The organism is Pseudoalteromonas piscicida (assembly GCF_000238315.3).
Classification (GTDB): Bacteria; Pseudomonadota; Gammaproteobacteria; order Enterobacterales; family Alteromonadaceae; genus Pseudoalteromonas; species Pseudoalteromonas piscicida.
In genome coordinates this window covers 887768-909633 of sequence record NZ_CP011925.1, presented here as the reverse complement: position 1 = coordinate 909633, position 21866 = coordinate 887768, and the positions used below count along the sequence as shown (strand labels likewise).

Annotated in this window: 24 protein-coding genes and 1 pseudogene; 8 read left to right on the top strand and 17 right to left on the bottom strand. The window is 42.8% G+C overall.

Going from position 1 to position 21866, the window contains the following annotated elements; genetic code table 11:
- The first annotated feature begins 37 nt into the window (after window positions 1-37).
- Window positions 38-2428 carry a TonB-dependent receptor domain-containing protein gene (locus tag PPIS_RS23405; protein ID WP_010373770.1) on the top strand — a complete coding sequence of 797 codons (2391 nt, stop codon included), beginning with the start codon at window positions 38-40 and terminating at the stop codon, window positions 2426-2428.
- Between the two features lie 15 nt (window positions 2429-2443).
- The gene (locus tag PPIS_RS23400; RefSeq protein ID WP_010373772.1) at window positions 2444-3415 is read left to right on the top strand and encodes a carbohydrate kinase family protein; all 972 of its coding nucleotides are present in this window, start codon (window positions 2444-2446) and stop codon (window positions 3413-3415) included.
- Window positions 3416-3466: 51 nt separating this feature from the next.
- Here PPIS_RS23400 and PPIS_RS23395 read toward each other — a convergent pair whose 3' ends face one another.
- On the bottom strand, window positions 3467-3838 hold the full coding sequence (locus tag PPIS_RS23395; RefSeq protein ID WP_010373774.1) for a hypothetical protein: 372 nt from the start codon (window positions 3836-3838) through the stop codon (window positions 3467-3469).
- A 414-nt stretch (window positions 3839-4252) separates the two neighbouring features.
- Here PPIS_RS23395 and PPIS_RS23390 point away from each other — a divergent pair, with 414 nt between their 5' ends.
- Window positions 4253-5098, top strand: coding sequence for an EamA family transporter (locus tag PPIS_RS23390; RefSeq protein ID WP_010373776.1), 846 nt, complete (start codon window positions 4253-4255; stop codon window positions 5096-5098).
- Window positions 5099-5108: 10 nt separating this feature from the next.
- Here the strand turns inward: PPIS_RS23390 and PPIS_RS23385 are convergent, their stop codons facing one another.
- Window positions 5109-5471, bottom strand: coding sequence for a DUF6176 family protein (locus PPIS_RS23385; RefSeq protein ID WP_010373778.1), 363 nt, complete (start codon window positions 5469-5471; stop codon window positions 5109-5111).
- 257 nt (window positions 5472-5728) lie between these two features.
- Between PPIS_RS23385 and PPIS_RS23380 the strand changes: the two genes are divergently transcribed.
- The gene (locus PPIS_RS23380) at window positions 5729-6673 is read left to right on the top strand and encodes a bile acid:sodium symporter family protein (RefSeq protein ID WP_019647311.1); all 945 of its coding nucleotides are present in this window, start codon (window positions 5729-5731) and stop codon (window positions 6671-6673) included.
- A 9-nt stretch (window positions 6674-6682) separates the two neighbouring features.
- Here PPIS_RS23380 and PPIS_RS23375 read toward each other — a convergent pair whose 3' ends face one another.
- The 7 genes from PPIS_RS23375 to PPIS_RS23345 are packed head-to-tail and all read right to left on the bottom strand — an operon-like array spanning window position 6683 to window position 11957.
- The gene (locus PPIS_RS23375; protein ID WP_010373781.1) at window positions 6683-7126 is read right to left on the bottom strand and encodes a GNAT family N-acetyltransferase; all 444 of its coding nucleotides are present in this window, start codon (window positions 7124-7126) and stop codon (window positions 6683-6685) included.
- Window positions 7123-8154, bottom strand: coding sequence for a S66 family peptidase (locus PPIS_RS23370; RefSeq protein ID WP_248694135.1), 1032 nt, complete (start codon window positions 8152-8154; stop codon window positions 7123-7125). Before PPIS_RS23370 ends, PPIS_RS23375 begins: the two co-directional genes overlap by 4 nt.
- A gap of 20 nt (window positions 8155-8174) precedes the next feature.
- Entirely contained in the window at window positions 8175-9545 is a 1371-nt protein-coding gene (locus tag PPIS_RS23365) for a TrkH family potassium uptake protein (protein WP_010373786.1), read from the bottom strand.
- On the bottom strand, window positions 9545-10201 hold the full coding sequence (locus PPIS_RS23360; protein WP_010373788.1) for a potassium channel family protein: 657 nt from the start codon (window positions 10199-10201) through the stop codon (window positions 9545-9547). The genes PPIS_RS23365 and PPIS_RS23360 overlap by 1 nt, the downstream gene beginning before the upstream one ends.
- 20 nt (window positions 10202-10221) lie before the next feature.
- Window positions 10222-10923 carry a response regulator gene (locus tag PPIS_RS23355; protein WP_010373790.1) on the bottom strand — a complete coding sequence of 234 codons (702 nt, stop codon included), beginning with the start codon at window positions 10921-10923 and terminating at the stop codon, window positions 10222-10224.
- Window positions 10923-11438 (bottom strand): sensor histidine kinase, encoded by a 516-nt coding sequence (locus PPIS_RS23350; protein WP_010373792.1) that lies wholly within the window; start codon window positions 11436-11438, stop codon window positions 10923-10925. Before PPIS_RS23350 ends, PPIS_RS23355 begins: the two co-directional genes overlap by 1 nt.
- Before the next feature lie 48 nt (window positions 11439-11486).
- Window positions 11487-11957 carry a DUF4118 domain-containing protein gene (locus PPIS_RS23345; protein WP_010373794.1) on the bottom strand — a complete coding sequence of 157 codons (471 nt, stop codon included), beginning with the start codon at window positions 11955-11957 and terminating at the stop codon, window positions 11487-11489.
- Between the two features lie 122 nt (window positions 11958-12079).
- Here PPIS_RS23345 and PPIS_RS25550 point away from each other — a divergent pair.
- Window positions 12080-12175 (top strand): annotated as a pseudogene (locus tag PPIS_RS25550) (transposase); the annotation flags it as partial.
- A 559-nt stretch (window positions 12176-12734) separates the two neighbouring features.
- Here the strand turns inward: PPIS_RS25550 and PPIS_RS23335 are convergent.
- Both PPIS_RS23335 and PPIS_RS23330 read right to left on the bottom strand, forming a co-directional pair.
- Window positions 12735-13154 carry a hypothetical protein gene (locus PPIS_RS23335; protein WP_010373796.1) on the bottom strand — a complete coding sequence of 140 codons (420 nt, stop codon included), beginning with the start codon at window positions 13152-13154 and terminating at the stop codon, window positions 12735-12737.
- A 70-nt stretch (window positions 13155-13224) separates the two neighbouring features.
- A complete protein-coding gene (locus PPIS_RS23330; protein WP_010373798.1) occupies window positions 13225-13995 on the bottom strand; it encodes a response regulator in 771 nt (256 codons plus the stop codon).
- 244 nt (window positions 13996-14239) lie between these two features.
- Between PPIS_RS23330 and PPIS_RS23325 the strand changes: the two genes are divergently transcribed.
- Window positions 14240-14815, top strand: coding sequence for a phage integrase N-terminal SAM-like domain-containing protein (locus tag PPIS_RS23325; protein ID WP_010373800.1), 576 nt, complete (start codon window positions 14240-14242; stop codon window positions 14813-14815).
- A gap of 93 nt (window positions 14816-14908) precedes the next feature.
- On the top strand, window positions 14909-15880 hold the full coding sequence (locus tag PPIS_RS23320) for a hypothetical protein (RefSeq protein WP_010373801.1): 972 nt from the start codon (window positions 14909-14911) through the stop codon (window positions 15878-15880).
- Between the two features lie 747 nt (window positions 15881-16627).
- On the opposite strand, the gene PPIS_RS23315 is transcribed toward PPIS_RS23320, so the two are convergent.
- From PPIS_RS23315 to PPIS_RS23305, 3 genes are all read right to left on the bottom strand, one after another.
- A complete protein-coding gene (locus PPIS_RS23315; RefSeq protein WP_010377835.1) occupies window positions 16628-16915 on the bottom strand; it encodes a type II toxin-antitoxin system RelE/ParE family toxin in 288 nt (95 codons plus the stop codon).
- Complete coding sequence (locus PPIS_RS23310; protein ID WP_010377832.1) at window positions 16912-17193, bottom strand: type II toxin-antitoxin system Phd/YefM family antitoxin; 282 nt, start codon at window positions 17191-17193, stop codon at window positions 16912-16914. The genes PPIS_RS23315 and PPIS_RS23310 overlap by 4 nt, the downstream gene beginning before the upstream one ends.
- 313 nt (window positions 17194-17506) lie before the next feature.
- Entirely contained in the window at window positions 17507-18205 is a 699-nt protein-coding gene (locus tag PPIS_RS23305; RefSeq protein WP_010377829.1) for a hypothetical protein, read from the bottom strand.
- A gap of 331 nt (window positions 18206-18536) precedes the next feature.
- On the opposite strand from PPIS_RS23305, the gene PPIS_RS23300 reads away from it, so the two are divergent.
- Window positions 18537-19145, top strand: a complete 609-nt coding sequence (locus PPIS_RS23300) for a hypothetical protein (protein ID WP_010377827.1) — start codon at window positions 18537-18539, stop codon at window positions 19143-19145.
- 53 nt (window positions 19146-19198) lie between these two features.
- Here the strand turns inward: PPIS_RS23300 and PPIS_RS23295 are convergent, their stop codons facing one another.
- The 3 genes from PPIS_RS23295 to PPIS_RS23285 form a co-directional block, all read right to left on the bottom strand.
- Window positions 19199-19819 carry a LysE family translocator gene (locus PPIS_RS23295; protein WP_010377825.1) on the bottom strand — a complete coding sequence of 207 codons (621 nt, stop codon included), beginning with the start codon at window positions 19817-19819 and terminating at the stop codon, window positions 19199-19201.
- A gap of 104 nt (window positions 19820-19923) precedes the next feature.
- A complete protein-coding gene (locus PPIS_RS23290; RefSeq protein WP_010377822.1) occupies window positions 19924-21537 on the bottom strand; it encodes a PepSY domain-containing protein in 1614 nt (537 codons plus the stop codon).
- On the bottom strand, window positions 21534-21854 hold the full coding sequence (locus PPIS_RS23285; protein ID WP_010377819.1) for a hypothetical protein: 321 nt from the start codon (window positions 21852-21854) through the stop codon (window positions 21534-21536). The genes PPIS_RS23290 and PPIS_RS23285 overlap by 4 nt, the downstream gene beginning before the upstream one ends.
- Between the last annotated feature and the right edge of the window lie 12 nt (window positions 21855-21866).

Genomic DNA, 21866 nt, shown 5'->3' with positions numbered 1-21866 from the left:
ACCGCACGAGTTTGACAACGATAACAAGAGGCAAATGATGACAACAATCAAAACCACCCTATTTACACTCAGCGCACTCACGCTTGCAATCTCTCACTCGGCGGCCGCTGAAGAAAAAGCACACACAAAGCCTGCCGATGGCTTCGAGAAAATAGTCGTAACGGGTGTACCAAAGCGAACAACCATTATGGAATCGAGTGTTTCTGTTAGCAGTATAGGGCTGGAGCAAATCTCTGTTGCAACCCCCAGAACTACCGCTGAAGCATTCAAACTAATTCCAGGTGTAAGATCTGAATCAACCGGTGGTGAAGGTAATGCAAATATCGCTGTACGTGGTCTTCCTGTTGCATCCGGTGGCGCTAAATTTTTACAGCTACAAGAAGATGGCTTGCCGATTCTGCAATTTGGTGATATTGCTTTTGGTAACGCCGATATTTTTATGCGCCTTGATAATACCGTGGAGTCAATCGAGTCCATTAGAGGTGGCTCGGCTTCGACTGCCGCCAGCGACGCTCCCGGAGGCATTATTAACTTGATTTCAAAAACGGGTGAAAATGAGTCAGGCAGTGTTGCCACCACGTTTGGTTTAGATTATGACGAGTTTAGAACGGACTTTGAGTACGGGAGTTATCTAAGTGACGACATAAAATTTCATATTGGTGGCTTTGTGCGACAAGGTGAAGGCCCGCGTGACACCGGCTATACCGCAAATAAAGGCGGTCAACTCAAAGCTAATATCACCAAGGAATTTGAAAGTGGCTACGTTCGTTTGTATATAAAACACCTTGATGATAAAACAGCAGGCTACCTTCCTATGCCAATGTATTCTAATGGCGACTCCATCAGCGGCTTTGATGTACTGTCAGATACCCCTCACTCTGTTTATTTCACCGCCACGCAAGGCTTAGGTGGTAACAATCAAATTCGTCAAGGGGATATGCGAGACGGAATGCACCCTGTTGTTGATAGTATCGGCTTTGAAGCAAATTTCGAACTAGGTAATGACTGGCAAATCGAAAACAGGTCCAGAAAGTCGAGTATCTCAGGCACATTTATGTCGCCTTTCCCTGCTGAGGTCGCTAATAGCCAAGCAATTGCCAAGAGCATAGCAGGTACCGGTGCAACACTCACCTTTGCCAACGGACCAAAAACGGATCAAGCGTTCAATCAAGCACTACTAATGCGCGTTCATACCTTCGAAGTGAAAATGAATGATTTCGACAACATCATGAATGACCTAAAGCTCACCAAATCATTTGGTACTGACACGTCACTCACCTTCGGCTATTTCATGTCATCGCAAAATATCAATATGTCTTGGTTATGGAATTCATACTTGCTCGAGGTTAAAGGAGATAACGCAGCGCTTGTCAACGTGGCCGCTGCGGATAGCACTGCATATTCTGAAAACGGATTATATGCCTATGGTACGCCCTATTGGGGAAATTGCTGTCAGCGCAACTACGACACTGAATACGATACTCGTGCCCCATATATCGCCTTTTCAACAAAGCTCGGCGATATTTCAGTTGATGCGAGTGTGCGTCATGATTCAGGTAAAGCGACAGGTACATTTGCAGGTGCTGTAACATCTCGTGTAGACATCAACCGTGATGGCACTATTTCAAAGCCAGAGGAGCAAGTTGCAGCCATCGATCTCGCTAACCCCAATGTAGTTAATTACGATTGGAGCTACACAAGTTACTCTGTTGGCGCAAACTACCAAATGACCTCAAGCAGCGCCATATTCGGCAGATTCAGTGAGGGCGGTCGTGCAAATGCAGATAGACTATTGTTCGGTAAAGTGAATATTGATGGCAGTGTAGCTGATGAAGATGCTGTGGATGAAGTGACACAATACGAATTTGGTCTCAAACAAAAGTTTGAACAAGGTCGTCTATTTGCAACTTTATTTTACGCTGAAACAGAAGAGCAAAACTTTGAGGCAACCAGCCAAAAGTTCTTTGACAGGCAATACGAAGCACAAGGTATTGAACTTGAGGGTGTCTATTTTATTGGCTCCTTCGACTTACGAGGTAGTTTGACGTGGACCGATGCTGAAATCGCAAAAGATGCACTCACTCCCGAACTCGAAGGTAACACGCCAAGACGGCAAGCTGACTTTGTTTATTCCCTATTGGGTAAATATAACTTCGATCAAGGTGCTATCGGTTTAAGCCTCATCGGCACCACCGACGCGTACGCACAAGACAACAACGAGTTAAAATTTGACGGTTACACTCAGGTCAACGCGTTTGCAAGTTATGATCTGACTGAACGCTTCAATATCGCGTTAAACGTAAACAATCTCTTTGATACCACAGGATTAACAGAAGCCGAGGAAGGTGTAATTCCAACTAACAATATTATTCGCGCTCGCAGTATTAACGGCAGAACTACGTCTGTCACTTTAAAATACCGTTTCTAATTAGGGGTAGTAGTTATGCAATTAACATGTTTTGGCGAGATGCTTATTGATTTGTTACCTACCGGCGACGGTAGCCTTAACCCTATTGCTGGCGGCGCTCCAGCGAACGTGGCTGTAGGCTTTGCTAAACTTGGTGGCAGTGCTCGGTTTGTGGGAGGTTTTGCTGAAGATCCCTTTTCGCTGCAATTAAAATCAACCTTGGCGTTATATGCTGTTGGAACAGAATATTGTGTATCCATAAGTGGAGCACAAACCGCCTTGGCCATCGTCCACCTAGACGCTCAAGGAGAACGAAGCTTTTCGTTTTACCGCGACAATACCGCTGATATCGCAATCCGCCCAAAAGACTTTGAGCATTTGCAATGGCCAGATCACGGGATATTTCATTTTTGCTCAAACACGCTTACCGATGCAGAAGTTACAAGTACCACCATGGCGTTATTAAAGTCTGCTGCTGCTCATAATCAATTAATTTCATTTGATGTTAACCTGCGTTTGGGTCTATGGCAGGACTTATCTTGCTTATCCGAACGTATAGAGACTTGCTACCCCTATGTCGACATATTAAAAATGAGTAAAGATGAGCTGAGGTATCTCGCTGAAGAAAAGAACATGAGGGAGGCTAGCTATTTAGATTGGTTACTTAGTGTCGGCGTACAAGCGGTCATCTCAAGCGATGGGCCAAACCCTTGCAGCGTATTAACAGCTAAAGACTTTTATTCCGTCGCCTCTCCTACTATTGATGCGGTTGATACAACCGGCGCTGGGGATAGCTTAATGGCAGGGTTTCTATTTCAACTCAGCCAACATGGGATCTCAAAAGATACACTATCGCAAAACTTCCCAACCGTAAAAAAGGCACTTAGCTTTGCCGTGAAATGCGGTGCGTTTACCTGTGAACACAAAGGTATCATGCCCTTTATGCCAACGCTTATAGATGTGTCTGAACGGTTTTCTTCCTTCAACCCTGAGGCTTTGTTGGGTTAATACCTAAAGCGGGAAAAGGTTTTCCCGCTGTTTTATTATAAAAATCGAGACTTAGAAACCTGTTTCATAGTCAATATGAGCAGAGTTTGTCGTCTCGTATGTACCATCAGTATAAAGAATAGTTGCAGTCGCATTGTACTGACGATAAGCACGAATGGTCATGTTACACGTTGTACCACCGCTGCAACTCGCATCACCATTCCAAATTACTTTGCTAATCGCTTTAGTGGCATTTGCGATATAGAATTTACCAGAAGTTGAATTACCGAAAGAAAAATCAATTCCTGAACAATAGCTAGTGCCGTTACCCGATACATTACCACCCGACTTAACATTGAGAGAGCATCTTAAGTCAGCTGCTTGAGAACTAAACGACAGGGTACCCATTACTACCAATGCTGAAGCAATTAATACTGTTTTCATTAATATGTCCTTTATTTATGTATTAGTTTACAACCAACTGTATTGGTCAAAAAACAACCTAACACAACAATAGTAAGAAACTCAATTATTTTAACCTATAATAAACCTTAAAATTACAAACCATTCAAAAGACATTAAATCGAGTAAGTTCATGAGAAGTGATATAAACGGTGAAGAGACAAGCTATAGAAATTATCTAAATAATAGACTAAATAAAAAAGGCCGCAGCGGCGGCCAAACACATCATGGGTAAAACAATGAAGGGATGTAAGTGTGAATACACGAGCTATATTATGCGAACAATTATAAATTAAAATCACATTATAAAGATTGTTATCATCGCTTTTTTCGAACAGTCTATTTGTGTGGTACTCGTGATACAATCGCGAAATTAAAAACTACAACGAATTGTCTATGCCATTACTTTGGATTGTTACTTTACTTTGGGCGTTCTCATTCTCTTTGATTGGTGTTTATTTGGCAGGCCAAGTCGATGCTTGGTTTAGCGCTTTGTCTAGAACCTTGCTTGCAGCAATTGTGTTTATTCCATTTTTGAAATTGAACTCGGTAAATAAAGAGTTGATAATCAAGCTGATGGCAATCGGTGCAGTGCAGATTGGTCTGATGTATGGCTTTTACTATCATTCTTTTTTATACCTAAGCGTACCTGAAGTGTTGCTATTCACTGTGATGACACCCATCTATATTACTGCACTCAATGACTTACTAAACCGGTCGTTCAATGCCACCTTCTTGCTGTCTGCGCTCATAGCTATCATTGGTGCAATCACCATTAGATTTACAGAGCTTACAAGCGACTACCTTTTTGGCTTGCTTCTAGTGCAAGGCGCAAACCTTTGCTTTGCAATAGGCCAAGTAAGTTACAAACGCTTAAGTAACCATTACCAGCTGGTACATCACCAAAGCTTCGGTTTTTTCTTTATTGGTGCGTCCCTCGTGCTCGCCATTGGGTTTATGTTATTCGGCAATCCCCAGCAACTCCCAAGTACTAATCTACAATGGGGAATACTGATTTATTTAGGCTTGATTGCTTCAGGTGTAGGATATTACGTCTGGAACTTAGGACTGACCCGCGTCTCGGTGGGTGAGCTCGCGGTAATGAACAATGTGCTGATCCCAGCTGGGATCATTGTCAATTTGCTGATTTGGAACCGGGAAGCTGACCTCATTCGTCTTGGAATTGGCAGTACCATTATTTTTGCGGCATTGCTCTATAGTAAAAGCGGTGTAAAAGTATAGCCGCTTTGACTTATTTACCGGATTCGACAGAGTCAAACTCCATTTGTGAATTGAAACACGCCAAGGCTTCAATATCTTGATATGGCTCTGTTGACCAACATGTTTTTCTAAAGCGCTCATACACTTCACGAAAAGGTGTACAAATTAGCTCAGATTCATCCATCATAATACAGCTAAAGTCTTCGGACTTTATTACAATATAAAGATACTCTCTTCCGCCTTCTTCAGCAAAAAATACGGAATCCCAAAAGTAGCCTTTCTGTCGCATTTCTTCCCTTGGAAACGCGATATTATCCTGCATATAAGCAAGTAATTCATCCACTTGAGGGCGAGTATTCAAATTTAATTTTATCTTTAGCAGTTTTGTTTCCATGAAATAAGATTACCCCCTCCAACCTTTAACCATTTTGCTACTGAGCATACTTTCCTTCATTTTTTATTCCTATTTTCTACTTATCATTTTCGTAGTAACGACTATACCTAATTCCCTCAAACGGGCCCAACTATAAATTCGTAAAATGTAACAAATTGTTTTACCTAAGATAACCATTAACGCCCATGAGCCAGCTCTCTGGAGTTAGGTGTTTGACGAAAATTTCGTTAATATCTAGAGAAAAATAAAGTAAAAATATGATGACAAGAATCGTACAACAATTCCCTCTTTGGGCCATTATTTGCTCAGTAACCGCTTATCTTTTTCCGACTCTATTTAGCGCGTTTAAAGGCAGTATTATTCCGTTATTAATGTTGATCATGCTGACAATGGGTTTAACCCTGACTACAAAAGATTTTTTACGCGTGCTCGACAACAAAAAAGCCATTTGCATTAGCGTGCTGCTTCAATTTACTGTGATGCCGAGTGTTGCTTACTTGATTGCAACCACAATGAGCTTAGAAACCGACCTATTAATTGGTATGATTTTAGTGGGCACGGTTGCTGGCGGCACAGCAAGTAACGTTTTGTGTTATCTCGCCAAAGGAGATGTCGCGTTATCGATTTCTATGACCGCGATTAGTACTTTACTCGGCGTGTTCTTAACGCCACTACTAACCACATTGATGATAGGCCAGGTGGTTGATATTCAGTTTTCTGATATGTTGATCAGCCTGCTAAAAATTGTGCTATTTCCTGTGGCTGTGGGCGTTGCTTTCAATACCTTGCTTGCCAAGCCACTGGCGCATTCTGTTATCAAAACAACTCCGATACTGCCTTTACTTTCAATGCTTTCAATCGTTTTTATCATTGCGGTGATCGTTGCTCTTAATCAACCTAAACTTCAAAGCATCGGGCTCGTTATGCTGGTTGCCGTGATCCTGCACAATACTACAGGGCTACTTTTGGGCTATTTCATTCCGAAACGGCTCGGTTTTGACGAGAAGGTATGTCGCACCATGGCCTTTGAGGTGGGTATGCAAAACTCGGGGCTTGCCGTCGCGCTTGCCATGAAGTTTTTTACTCCTGCAGCGGCCGTAGCAGGTACCCTATTTTCTATTTGGCATAATGTCAGCGGCTCAATATTAGCAGGAATATGGCGACGAAGCGCCACCAGCTCATCTGATAACAATAAAGCCTAATATCAAAGGTTAGGCTTTTTGTAATTGCTTATAAAAGTGAATTTTGCAATCCGATGAGCCGTTGATTTGTTCACATTTTACAATCTGGTAATCGCGGCTTATTAACATCAATAGCATGTTTTTGAATAGGTTTCTCGACTTTACTCTAATGGCGCTATAGCCTTGCGCTTTACACCAAGTTTCTTGCATCACCAACAACTGCTTGGCAATACCTTTGCCGCGATATTCGGGGATGACCGCGCCTAACCAGCTATAAAACTCGTTATTTGGCAGTTCGTGACCTAGCTTATACCCAACAGGCATACCTTGAACGTACGCCACCAGCAATAAGTGTTGTTTATCTCGCAGTTTGTCTACGACTTCCTCACCCTTTCTTGGCGTGGCAAACTCCGGAATTTGGTTTTCTATCGCAAGGAGGTCATCTATCGAGCCGACTTTATATTCTAGATTCATATTAATGTCTGTGTAATTGAAAAGGTATCGCCAACAGTCACTTCGGCATATGCGCCGTTAATCAGCGTTAAATTCGGCGCTTGATGGCCTATATCCACATCGTATAGCACGGGGAAATCGCAACCAGTAAAGACTTTTTGCAATGCATCTAGGTGCGTCCAGTCACTATCTTTTGCCAGCGGCTCTGGATTTCGACCAATCAAAACTCCAGCGACTTTCGAAAACCAACCTCGTAATTCAATACTTTGCAGCGCACGATAGTATGCCGCTGGCGGCATTTCACCATTTTCAAAATATAAGATAATCGACTCATCAGGGTGCGCCTGTGAAAAAGCGTCCAGATCAAAATATTCCGTACCAGCCAATAACATGTGAATATCCAAACAGCCGCCTAATAATCGACCAGAAAACTGCTGACGGTCGTTGCCATTAACTAAAATACGCCATTGAGTCCTGCCGGATAAGTTAAATCCAACATCGGGAAAGTCAACAAAATTGAGTGACTCAGCTTCAAAATGAGTAGAGGGAAATTGCGTAAAGGAGTCATTAGGTACGCACCTCAAATGGTCAAAAAGTCCAACCGTTAACACGTCTTGTTGATGGGCATTTAATTGCATAAGGTTAGTCGCATGCACGCTTGCCCAGCCTAGTTTGCAAGTCACTGCGCTCAGCAAAGTGCTGACATCAGAGAAACCGATGAGCCATTTTGGCTGAGCATGCGCCAACTTTTCCCAATTAAGTAATGTCAGTAAATCCATTGCAATTGCACCGCCCCATGGCGGCATAACCGCGTCGATTGTGTCATCGAGTAAGTACCCCATAAGCTCATTCGCACGGATTTTGACATCCGCGCTAACGTAGTTGTGGTTAGCTCGCAGGCATTCACCAACCACGAGTTCAAAACCTTGTTGCGCTAGATAATCCAAAGCGTTGTCTAATCTCGCGTGCATAGCAGCAGGTACGCCCGCTGAGAATGCCGTGATCGCAATTTTACTGCCCGCTTTCAACGGTTTGGGATACTTCATCATGATTTCCGTTATTTTTTTGCTTATCCTACCTGAATTTCCGCTTTTGCATACTTCAAATTCTCCCGTTTCGGGCGAGCTATCAAGTATAGAAAGGTTAACGGCCCCAAGCGTCCAATCAGCATTAAAAAGATGATTACCGCTTCACCGGGTTCAGACAATGAGCCGGTGATCCCTCGAGATAAGCCAACCGTGCCTAATGCCGACACCGCCTCAAACGTGATATCCGTTAAATTTGCCTGCTCGGTGATCGTCAAAATAAGGGTTGCGAGCATCACGGTAAAAAAGTACACCACGGTGAGGCTAAGCGCCTTAAACACCGTTTCAGGCGAAATTTGTCTGTGTCCGATAGCGACCTGTTCTCTGCGTCTCAGATAAGCGTAAGTTGCCATTAATAGCACCACTACTGTGGTTATTTTAAGACCACTGGCGGTACTCATAGAGCCGCCCCCTATTATCATTAACCAAATGGTCAGCACGGTACTTTCGTCATTCACCAGCGCAAAGTCGATACTGTTAAAGCCCGCTGTACGTGGCGTCACCGCTTGCATCCAGGCAGTGATAACTTGCTCGGACAACGGCAAGGTTCCAAGGGTCTCTGGGTTATGTGCTTCAAAAAGCCAAAATAAGCTAAATGCCAGCACATTTAACACCGTGGTTGCTATCAACACTAACTTAGTGGCAGATCCAAAGCGGCTCCAACGGCGTCTTTTCACTATATCCATCAACACCACAAATCCAAGTCCGCCAATCACAAATAACCCTGATATCACAAGATTAACGACCCAATCACCACGAAAACTGGTTAGGCTGTCATCATGCAATGCAAATCCGGCATTGTTAAAAGCCGAAATAGTGTAGAAGAAGCTTTGCATTATCGCATCACCAAGCGGTAGCGTTTGATACCAATGAGCAAGCAAAATGATAAACCCAATTGATTCGATGATCAGCGCATAAACTAACACGCACTTGGCTGTATCAACCAACTGATCAAACCGAGCTATGCCAAAGCTTTCTTTTGCGATAAGTTGTTTACTAATGTCCATTTGCTGCCCCATCCCCCGCAGCACCACAACCGTAATGGTCATAAACCCCAGTCCACCGATTTGAATTAGACTGGCAATAACGAGATGGCCAAAGGTCGTAAAATCATTTGGCGTACTCAAAACGGCAAGTCCTGTCACCGTTACCGCGGAAGTTGCAGTAAATAATGCTTGCATTACTTTGATGTCTTGGGTGTGTGCTATCGGTAGCAACAGCAACATAGTACCTAAAGCTATCAGCCCACAAAATCCAATAAACAGAACTGCTGGGGGGCTTAACCTCAGCGGCTTTTTGTGGGCTTTGGGCTTGCTATTTGGATAGGGGTAATAGTGGGGACTCCATGTTTTCATTACGCCCCCAGTTTTTGCGCGATAGAATTTAACGCTTTTAACTGACCACTGAGGATCACTTTATCATCTTCGTTGATCAAAAATGACTCTGCCGGATTGCTATAACACGCTTTGCCGCGCTGCACTAACACAGCCTTGATTTCGCCCTTTGCGCGCTTTAATAGCGTTGCCAAAGACTGCCCGCAGCTTAATTTATTCACGATGACTTCCACCATATAAAAACCATGCCCCAATTGCATATATTGATTGACCATGGGGTAATTCAGTGTTTGTGCGACCCTGATCCCCATTTCTTCTTCAGGGCGGATCACGCGTGTTACGCCTAAGCGGGATAAAATTGTATGATGCGCTTCTGAGCTGGCCTTAACCCAAATTTGCTCAACGCCTAAGTTCTTTAACGACAGTACACATAAAATGCTCGATTCTAGGTTTTCACCTATGGCGACCAATACCGCTTTGCTTCTCGTAATATCTAGTTGGCGTAATGCCGTTTCATCGGTCGCGTCTAAAGAGGTGGCATAATCAATATGCTCAACAACTTGGTTCACCACACGTTCGCGACTATCTACCCCTATCACTTTGTTTCCAAGCCGCTTTAATTCCAAACAAGCCGCAAAACCAAATCGACCTAAACCAATTACTACAAATTGTGCCATAACAACCTCTATATACTCCGTTATGAGAAATGCTTATTGAGCGGTAAAAGTAAAAACCGATAACCAACCCCGGGCTCAGTTTCTATGATTTTTGGTGTAGCAGCATCGTCACTGAGTTTCTTACGTAACTGGCTGACCACAATCCGTAAATAGTGACTATCTTCGACATGGCTTTCGCCCCAAATTTGCTTTAATAAAGTTTGCTGACTGACTAACTCTTGTGCTCTTTGCGCAAGCATACTAAGTAGTGCAAATTCCTTTTTCGATAGTGCTAATGGTGCGTTATCCATAATGACTTGATGCTTTTGTAGATCTATCATCAACTTGCCGTAGTCAATGGCGAGCAAGCGTTTGTTCGGTACTAAATCTCGTAATAGCACTTTGACGCGTACCACCAGCTCTTTGATGCTAAAAGGCTTCGTCAGGTAGTCGTTTGCGCCGCCCTCCAGCAGTTTAATCTTCTCAGCCTCTTGATCTCGCGCAGTTAAGATCAATACAGGTAGCTTGCTGGTTTCTCGGATCTTCTTCAAAATGCTATATCCATCAAAATCTGGTAGCCCGAGATCTAAGATTACTAAGTCTGGCAGCTCACCTTTTAACACCGACATGGCTTCCTTTCCGGTGCTGGCTTCCACATAATTCAGCCCTTCAGCTTTTAATGCTAAGCGGATAAAACGACGGATCTCTTCTTCATCGTCAATCAATAAAATGGTGTGAGTCATCAATGCGCCTCCTCTTTTGGCAAACTAACTTCCATTGTGCAGCCTTGCGTCGTGGGCAAAATGCGAATATCACCGCCGTGCGCACGAATAATACCTCTCGCCACACTCAGCCCTAAGCCACTGCCACCGTCTTTGCTGACGCTTTGTCGAAACGAGCTAAAGGCGGTAAAGACTTCCTTTTGCCGAGCAACGGGGATCCCAGGGCCGTTATCCTGAATAAATATCAACAACGCTTGCTGCGTTTCTCCTAAGGAAATCTCAACCCGCTCTCCATCGGGACTAAAGGTGACTGCATTTTCAATTAAGTTAAACAGGGCTTGCTCAATGAGTGCAGCTTGTATCGTGAGAATTGGACTCATATTCTGTGGCATTCTCGAGACGCATGGCGCGCCTAGCCGCAAAATCACGTTATCAATCAAGACATCAATAGACGTAGGTTGCTTCAACAGCGAAAGCTCATCCCCTTGATGCTGTAACTTGGTGGCTTGCAAAATATTTTCGATATAGCGAAACAAACGGTGGCTCTCTGATCGTGCCGACCCCAACAGCTCATTTTGCTCATCTTAGTCTAACTTATCACGATAGGTTTCTAGCGTTTCGAGCGCGCCCATCACCGCAGCGAGCGGTGTACGTAAATCATGAGAAACCGACAACAAGATATTAGAGCGCACATTCGCAACTAAAAGCTGCTGCTTTTGCTCTTTGATATAGCTCGATAAATAGCTGGTAGCTAATGCCACCGCGATAAATACCACTAAATTGACCACGTCTTCGGTGTTATTCATATGAAGCGTGTATCTGGGCTCTGTGATAAAAAAGTTGAACACTAGACTGCTAACAATCGCCACTCCCAGTGCCATCCAACGTTTTGCGATGAGAGAAACAACAACAACGCCCAACTGTAATACCAGCAGCACACTGATCGCCGAATGCAGCAACGAGTCTAAGGCAACGGCAAAGGCGCTGGTTAACAGCAAAACCAGAAAACTAACGAGATACTCATTCTTGGCAATAAATCCATTCTCGGAAAACATAGTGACTCCAACTTGCGCTATGTCTTTATTCTATCCTTGTCGAAATTCCGTTGCCGTATAATTTGCGTAAAATTTACTTAGCTTTAGGCTATTTAGCACAAGAGCCTGTTTATCTCTCAAGTTTGTATTTGCATGTTGATGATAAAAAGGCTAGTCGTATATCTGATATAGCCATTGTGATACGCTGGCACAAGCTGTTTAAAAGCAACTGGGTAACTTAGAAATTCATTGAAGAATGGCCGAGAGCGAGTACTGACCACTTATTGTAAAAAACTCAAAAAACGACAGCGCACAAACCTAGCAAATTGTGAACGTTTGCTGGCTGGACCAAATAGAGGCTTTAGCAATAACTCCTCAAGCTGCGTTAACCGTAGCCTCCCAATGCCGTGCGCGATAAGCTGATTTTGACGTCGAGAAGTACGTAAACGCCAATAACTCGCTTATTTTAGAAACACTTTTGATATGAGTGATGAACACTTGTTTGTAATTCTAAGTCGAAACATCCCCTTGAGTAGCGCAAGATTAAGGTTAACCGATGAATGTCTAGTGGCCCTAAACAATAAGTTGTATCGACTGATTTAAGCAGCGATGAGATCGCATTAAGAGATTACGGCGTAACGCCCCTATATGTGTTTGCCGTAAACGATTTAACGGCTAACCGACATAACGAAGTTGAACAGGTTTAAGCGTTGCCAATACAAATTAGCTGCTTAAAAGCAGCTAAAAAGAATCGTTATGCTTACTTGACCGGATAAGGTTCATATGTGTTAGGTGTACTTACACGTTTTGTGTATACGGCTTTATACCAATTAATTCTGAAACACCTGACCCCGATTTTAAAGCTAATTTCATAGAAGCTACAAAGGCATCCAATGATAAAGCTTCAAATTGAACAACAAATTTTGCAATACATGCTCTGTCATTTGATACAGAGACTAATACAGCCGTATGACCAGCAGAATCGAAGCAATGAAATTTGAGCTCACAATGCCCATAATGTGAGTCAATGTCACCAACTTTAAAGGTAACTTTATCAGAGTTAGATTGAGGAAACAGTGATAATTGTTCTGCTAGTTTTTCCAACATTTGAGCATTTATGTAGTGCTCCGTTTCTCCAGCGAAGGTTTCATTGCTCGCCTTTACCCATATTTTCGCAGGGTCATCTCGTAAAAATTCGATCTCTAATCTGGGCTGCATCTGCTTGTACACCTAACGCCGCCAGCAGGGGCTGGAGCACGCAGTGCGGAAGTCCCTCTGGCTGGCTTTGTTAAGAGTCATTTTGCACGGCCCCCATGACTAGTTGAAATAACTCTTGAGCTCTATTGGTGCTACCTAACGCACCACGCTCACGAGCCATTCGCTTATGCTCTGGCAAATTTGAACCTGCATATATTACAAAAGGCGTGTTATTGCCTGATTTTCTGAGCCGATCAAGAAGTACATATCCTTCTTGGGGCCCTTCTTTTCTTCCCATATCGGAAATTATCGCGGCGAACTTCTTATGTTTTAGTGTTTGAATCGCCTCATCAGTAGATAACGCTAGTTCGAAATGTAAACCTTGCTCTTCAAAAGCCTGCCGCTCATAAACATTATTTTCGGGTCGATCATCAACCCAAAGCACGCGATTTTTCCATTTTTCATTAGGAGCGGATTTCTTGGTTTTAGAGACAAGCTCTACAATTTCATCAAGTTGATCTTGATGAAGCTCTCCTGAATTATCTGGATGTTTTGATACGGCAGCGGCTAGGGAAACTGCCGATGAAATCTGTGTTTTGAGGAAGTTTTCTTCGTCTTTAAAGTCAGAGGGGTCGTAAAGCTTATTGTGATGCTTTGCTACAAGCCAAAGAAACCCGCAGAATACAATTACAGGGAAGAACACCATAAAGTATATGAGTGGCGCTATATGATTTGTGAGATTTTGCCCGAAGCCCACCACTAGCGATGCGAATCCATAAACAAGCACAATAAATAGAGCTATTATGCCTAGCGGGCTTTTCGTAAACCCCTTAGCAGATTCGGAAAATTCCTTGATGCTCACGATTTCTCCTTGTGGCTCTTAACAATTTAATATCGACCCAATGGGTCGTTTATCTACCGAGTCATGGGTCATTATTCTCATTGTACCAGTTTTATCACAATAACTAACTTGTTGCTACAGATATATTTTAATCATTATAGAAACTATGAAAAGGATAAAAACGACCCAGTGAGTCGTTTTCTTGACTATAGGAGAAATACGCCAATACTGTATATAAATACAGTTTCTTTTTAGAGCTAATTCAATGAGAACTCGTTCACCATTTCTAAACCACATCGCAGAGTTTATGCTGACTAAGCAATATTCGCTCAGAACAGTTGATACATATCTTAAGTGGATTTCTTCCTATATTCATTTTCATGATAAGCGTCACCCAGCTTCAATGGGCGATAACGAGGTTGTCGAATATCTCGACTACCTTGTGCTTAAACGTAATGTGTCGCCTAAAACACAAGCGACAGCGTTAAATGCATTATCTTTTCTGTATAAGCAAATAATTAAACAGGATTTGTGCCCCAATCTAACGTTTATCAGAAGCAAGCGCCAATCTAAGTTGCCAATTGTTATGGCCCCCGAGGAGGTTAAACGTCTCATGTCGTTTTTAAGTAAACGATATTATTTAATTTCAGGCTTAATGTATGGTAGCGGCTTACGTGTAATGGAAGCTGTTCAACTACGAGTTCAGGACATTGACTTTGACTACAAGTGCATTCGGATCTGGAATGGAAAAGGGAATAAACATCGGGTGGTTACTCTCGCCACAGAACTTATACCTTTGCTAAGAAATCAAATTGCTCAGGCTGATGAATACTTAAAATAGCGGTAAATCGCTGACACCCACCACTAATTTGCACCTTCCTAAGATACCGCCTAAGCTTTAATTCTGCACTCAAAGGATTGAGGAAACCAAACTATGGCTATTGCCCGTAAAAGACAAATTAGTTTAACCGACACCAAATACTACCACTGTATCTCCCGTTGCGTAAGGCGTGCTTTTCTGTGTGGTGAAGATAAATTTACTGGCAAATCATACGAACACCGCCGTGATTGGGTTGAAGAAAAGCTCCTGATGTTGGGGTCTGTGTTTTGTATTGATATCTGTGCTTATGCCGTGATGAGTAATCACACTCACATTGTTTTATATGTTGATGATAGAAAGACTGAGCGCCTGTCGGATGAAGCGATTGTCATACGATGGCACAAACTGTTTAAAGGTAATTGGATAAGCCAAAAGTTTATTGAAGGTGAGGCTCTCAATGAATCGGAGCAATTGATATTCGACGAGCTGGTTGATGAGTGCAGAGAAAGGCTCGCAGATATTAGCTGGTTTATGCGAGTGCTTAACGAAGACATCGCCCGCCGAGCAAATAAAGAAGATAATTGTACAGGCAGATTTTGGGAAGGACGATTTAAATCCCAAGCATTACTGGATGAAGCTGCACTGGTAGCTTGTCTCGCATACGTAGACCTAAACCCCATTAGAGCCAACATCGCCGCAACGCCTGAAACCTCAGACTACACCAGCATCAAAAAGCGAATTGACCATGCGAAATTAGGTAAACAGCCAAAAAGCCTACTACGCTTTGCTGGCAGCCCAAAAAAACATATGCCGAAAGGACTGCCTTTTGAGCTCAAATCCTATATTGAGTTGGTTGAACTCACAGGCCAATGTATTCGCGCCGACAAGCGAGGTCATATCTTTGAGTCACAACCTATACTCTCTCGATTAAATATCGAACCTGAAAACTGGATAAAACTCACTACACAATTTTCACGGGTATTTCACGGTGCAGTTGGTCGAGAGCGGACAATAACCGCTTACTGCGAAACACTTCAAAAACGACGACGGACAAACCTAACAAACTGCGAGCGCTTGTTGGCTTAGCAAAACTCACATTCTCAACGCTAGAATTTCTTACTGTTGTATTTACAGCGCGTTGTCGTGCGCGATAACCCAGTTTTATTGTAGAGATACGCCTAGGCGATAAGAATTAGCCTATCTAATGAACGTTTTTGACCAAAATGATTGGAGTGTTTACATACTTTTTTACTTCACTTCCCCAGCTTGAATATCAATAGTGATGGATGTCACTTATTTTTCTCTTTTTTACTTCACTTCCCCAGCTTGAATATCAATAGTGATGGATGTCACTTATTTTCCATAGTGGTGGATGTCACTTATTTTCTTCAGTGGATGTCACTTATTTTCTTATCTAATGAACGTTTTTGACCAAAATGATTGGAGTGTTTACATACTTTTTTTACTTCACTTCCCCAGCTTGAATATCAATAGTGATGGATGTCACTTATTTTTCTCTTTTTTACTTCACTTCCCCAGCTTGAATATCAATAGTGATGGATGTCACTTATTTTTCTGAGATGGATGTCACTTATTTTCCCTTTTTTTCCTCACAAGTAAAGGGCCTTGGCGCAGTTCCCCCCCCGGTATTCAACAGGCTTTAAGCTTAAATTATCTGAAAAACGAGGGACTATATTCACTCAGAGACGGATGGATAAAAGTGCATTACCCAACCGGGTAATCTGTTAGATGAAACGCCCTGTACGGACCCGTATGCAGGGTGTTGTGGGGCTGAGGGCTAGATACCCTCGGCTACTCGATTATAAAACAGTTTTACACGTCATCTTCTGACAACATTTGACGACAATTACGAACTGTTAGTACGCGAATCTCATGGCTTAAGCTATAGATAATACGATAGTGACCAAAAATGATTTCACGATAGTTAGTATTGGGCATTTCAGGAACAAAACGCCCCATTTCAGGCATACTTCCAAGTAGTTCAGTTTTGTCAAAAACTTCGTTTACCCACTTTTCTGCCGCAGGTGGATTATCCAAAGAAATAAATTCTGCTGCATCTCCTAGCTTCTGAAGCGCTAATGGAGACCAAACTACTTTCATTTCTTAATGCGCCCCAGTGCTTGAGCACGAGCATCTTCATTGGAAACACCAAGCCCTGAAGCAAATTGAGCTTCAGCTGTGCGCATTTCTTCAAGTAATTCGATTTTCTCTTGCATTGCTTCATACTCTGCAACATCGAGAACAACAGCTACACCTTTACCACGTTGTGTAATGACCAATGGACGGCGAGTCTCATTGATTTGTTTGATGTAAGAAGCCACACCTGAGCGAAATTCAGATAACGGCTGAATATCTTGATCGAAATGAATACGACTCATATTGAACTCCAATTGGTACAAAATAACGTACAAATAATAGTTCAACTAACCGTTTTGAGCAAGGAGTTGATTCTGTGTTATAGACATAATGACTCCCACACGGTGTTAGCCTTCGCTTTTAGTGGGTTAGCTTAATAGAACGTGCGCTTTGTGGAACAAAAGTAACGTTGACGACCGTCTTTTGTTCGCTCAAAACGTATGTCAGATAAAGTCTAGCCCCGTTCTTTTTAAACGGTGAGATTCGGGTATGGGCTACTACATTTTATACCTGGTAAAAAGTACAAATCCCAGCAAACAATAATGATCACGGTAATCAAGTCATGCCAGTTACTGGCATATCCGAATCAAAGCCAACACTGGTAAATAGGCTATCTAATTCAAGCTCAAAATCTTTGCGATTTACATCCAACGCTTTTAATGTTGTTCCACCGAGTAACGCCTCTTGGCCCTTCTCTAGACGTGCATGTAAACTGGCAATTACCGCACGAATGCGATCTCTATCTTGCTGTGCCAATGCTTTTTGACTTTCGGTTTCATGGTCAAGCTTTGCTAACATTTCCAACCGCTCAGAGAGCTCCTTGTACGCTAAAAAATCTAGCTCTAAATTTTTAAACAGTAATTGCTGCGCTTGATCTTTACTACTGATATCAACCTTTACAGGCCTTGTCATCATATCAGCCAGCAACGCTCGGAGCTTTTCGTAAGCAGCCTCATCATGAGAGGCGATGCTTGTAAGGTCGAATAGAACTTCGTGATCCGCAAATTGGAACTGCAGTAACGCTTCATTTTTGTCATGTTGCGACGTTTCGCTAGCCGAGCCACTGCTCATGGCATTCATAAAGTTTTGTTTAAAGGTGTGAGCACGCCCCCCACCAGCAGCAAGGTGATTGTCATTTGCTGTAAGCTGATTATGAGCGCTCGGGATCACTAACTTCTCTCGCTCTACAGGTGAAAAGTTCAGTGAAGTAGGCTCTATGAGCGATACTTGATGTCCAGTTAAAAACGTTGGCATTGGGCAAGGCTAAAAAACAATCTCGGTGCTAGACCTTTGCAAGCATTATTCCAAATAAATATTTTCAACAATCAGCCGATGAATTCATATCAATAGCCACTGAACACGGAAATATTTCATTTTCTTAAATAACTCGTACAGCTTCATGGGCAATTCATTGCCGCTTAGGTACGTTAGGTTGCCCTATTTGAAGGCTAAATGGCAACAAGTCTACTGCTGAACAAATTGCAAAGCCCGTACTTAAAAAAGAAACGCCGCAATAGCAACGAAAGCGGAATTTGGTATAAACCTTGCTGTATAAATATCAACCACCCAATGGATGTGCTTAATCATGAAATTGACGAAGGAAGAATTACAATTCATAAACCGAACCCTAGCCGGTAATCGCGTTGCAGGCTCGCTATTGCCGGAAGCTTGGGATCAAAAACAGCAAACTCACAGTGAGATTAAAAAGTTACTTGCGAGTATTTCAAATAGTTCTCAGTTTAGTCTCGTTGCCAAAAATGCCAACGAGCAGGTCGAGTTTCCACTTAGCGACCTATCGGCATTGATGGAGATTTTAGACAACAACTTAGAAGCACCTAATATCGTGGAAGCCGCTAACTCTAGTGCGCCACGTAGCTGGCGTACCTGCCCATCAACGCCGGTCAGATTTAGATTGTCTCCTCAAATGATGCCGTTTAACATGGTCTCCATATCCCAATCTGGTGGACTGATTAATACTTTTCCCTACCAAGCAAATGCAATCCAAATTAATGTGATCAGTCGGATTGCTAAATTATATCTTGCCGACCCCATTCCACTGTTTGCAAATGTCCACTCGATAAAAGTGGCAAGCCCACTTGAGCTCGCCGTATCCTTTGCAATGAATAAAACCGATAACGAAAAACTCAAAGCATTTATTCTTCATAACTACATACAGCGCAAGGGGTTAGATTAGTTCAGCTTGATGGGCGCAAAGATAGAGCGCCGACCAAGAAGTGCTTACAATGGCTACAAGGATTGGTAAATCACTCGCATGGCGAGCAGTAAAAAGGCACAGCCCAGTATTTTATCAATTACAGCACGCTTGGCCGTTAAATCGAATTTATCTCTTGCTGAAGCACTCAAAATTGAGACAATAAAATACCACAACGCATCTATCGTTAGCACGGTGATACACATGATAAAACCTACCGTTAATGTCATCTTTTCTGGGTCGATAAACTGCGAAAAGAGTGCGACGAAGAAAATAGCCAATTTCGGATTCAAAAATGCAATTGCAAAACCATCCTGCGCAGCTTTGGCATACGACGTTGCTGCTTGAGGTTGTGATACCGCCAACCCTTGGCTCTTACTCATTAAGATTTTTATCCCCATCCATGCCAAGTAGGCAGCACCACCGTAAACCAAAAATTGGTATACAATCGGAAATTGATGAATAAGCCCTGACAACCCTAAGATTGCTAGGCTGGCATAAATTCCAACTCCCAAACCATGCGCAAGGCTTGCGACGATACCGTGTTTGGCACTATGAAATAGGCTATAACGCAAGACAACCGCTAAACTTGGACCTGGTGACATCGCACCAAAAGCACAAATAGCAGCAAGGCTTAACCAGGCTGTAAGCTCCATAATTTTTCCGTAGAGAATTGCAAAACGAGTAGGATAACAGATTTGAAAAAATAGATGACACTTTGTAAGTAAAAAGGAGTTACTCACCCCTTTTTACATTTTTACTACGCTGACTGCGTTTGTAATTCACATTCTGTTTTATGCTGACCAATAAACCAAATGCTATTGGCTTCGCCATAGTAAGCTCTATGCTTTGTCTTATCTGCCATTCGCCAAAAAATAACACCTAAGAGCACAGCAGTTAACTCCAAACCAATAGAGGACCAAGCTGTCGCAGGCCAAATGCCAAGACTTGGGATTGCCAAAGCAATGACTGAAGTCAGTGGCAACGAGGAGCACAAAATGGCAATCGCCCTTTGTGACCAAATTGCCGTTTTACTCATACCGATAACGAATGCCGCAATCAAGGTAAACCCAAAACACAGATAATAGACCCACATATACACAACATTAATGTTCATTGTGGTCAACGCAGTCCATTTTGTTACGGCAAACGCCGCGGCTACACCCAATAATGAGCCCATTGCCACGCCAATAGTTAATTTACCCATCACTCGGCTTGACTTTGATTGCTCTGGTTGTTTTTGCTTACGGCGCTTCTCAAGCCACAATAAGTTACCTGTATAAAACAGCACTGCGCCTAAAATCCCCATAATAAAATAAGCCCAGCGTCCAAATTCACCACCGTAACTCCCAAAGTGAAGACCGAATAACGTGGTAACCACCGCCCCCCAGATACCTTGATCGCCGTTCATAACACTGCTTGTAGAAATCTCAAACGTATAAGGATTCATAAACAAAAAGTCTGTGTTAGGTCCGCGCATTAAGTGCTCATCACTTACGAGTTGTATAGAAGCTGAAGGTCCTTTGCTATTTAAGCGACTGAGGGTAATTTCTTTAATTTGATGTTCAGGTGCATAAGCACGTGCCTTTTCCATGATTTCTTCAATGCTGGGTAAGTTCTCAACTTTAAACTCAACCGCTGACGGCGCTTCACGCCCAAATAGTGGTTTATCACCGTAAAGTTTGCCTAGACCATCGTATAAGAAATCATGAAATGCGAATACAATCACCGTAATCGCGATAATAATATGAAACGGTAGGCTGGTGATCCCAATTAAGTTATGCGTATCTAACCAAAAACGGCTAGCCCCTTTTTTGTCTCTTAACGCAAAGAAGCTCTTCACTAGGGTTGGCAATAAGAAGATCACCCCAGATACCAGTGCTACAAAATACAAGATTGCAGCTATTCCAAGTACATAAACTCCAGCATGGTCGTGACCGATTTCACCTACAATACCTGCGCTGCGGTGAAGGTAATCAACCAATGACGACAGCTCATTGATATAGCTGGTATGGGCTTCAAGCTCACCGGACTCATTCAAGGTCCCATGCCATAGCTGCTTATCTAAGCTTAACCCTCTCGCATTACCTTGTTGGTACCACGTAATGGGAGATTGTCCTTCCTCAAAACTGACTTTAATCCCGTTTTGTGACTCTGGATATTGTACGAAAGCACGTCGGAGCAACTCATCGTACTGGGTGGTTTCTACTTGAGACAAATGATGGGAAGGAGGCGTAGCCCATTTATCGATACTGCTCGCAAACATCGTAATAGCACCAGCAAAGAATCCGATAAACAGCAGCAATCCTGTGGTGATCCCCGTCCAAGTATGAACGCTCTGGTAAATCCTTAAAATATCAGCGCGGATCTTCATGCCATCCCTCTTACAAAATACAATAATACATACACAACGATATTCGCCCCACCCAACCAAAGTACTGCTTGCTTATAATTTTTAAACATAAATACAAAGCTTAAAATTAACAGCCAAATAGGTGAAACCATCCACATATTGAACTGGGTGCGCCAACTGTGCTTCTCGACACTTATCGTTTGGGTTAGGCCGTCACTACCAAGCCAAGCAAAAAGGCCAACTAGACCAAAACTCAACGCTAGGCCTAAAATAATGCCTGCCAGCGTTTTACCTAACCAATCGGGTTGAACCTTTTCGGCTTGAGACAACCGGCTCATTGTGATTTCCTA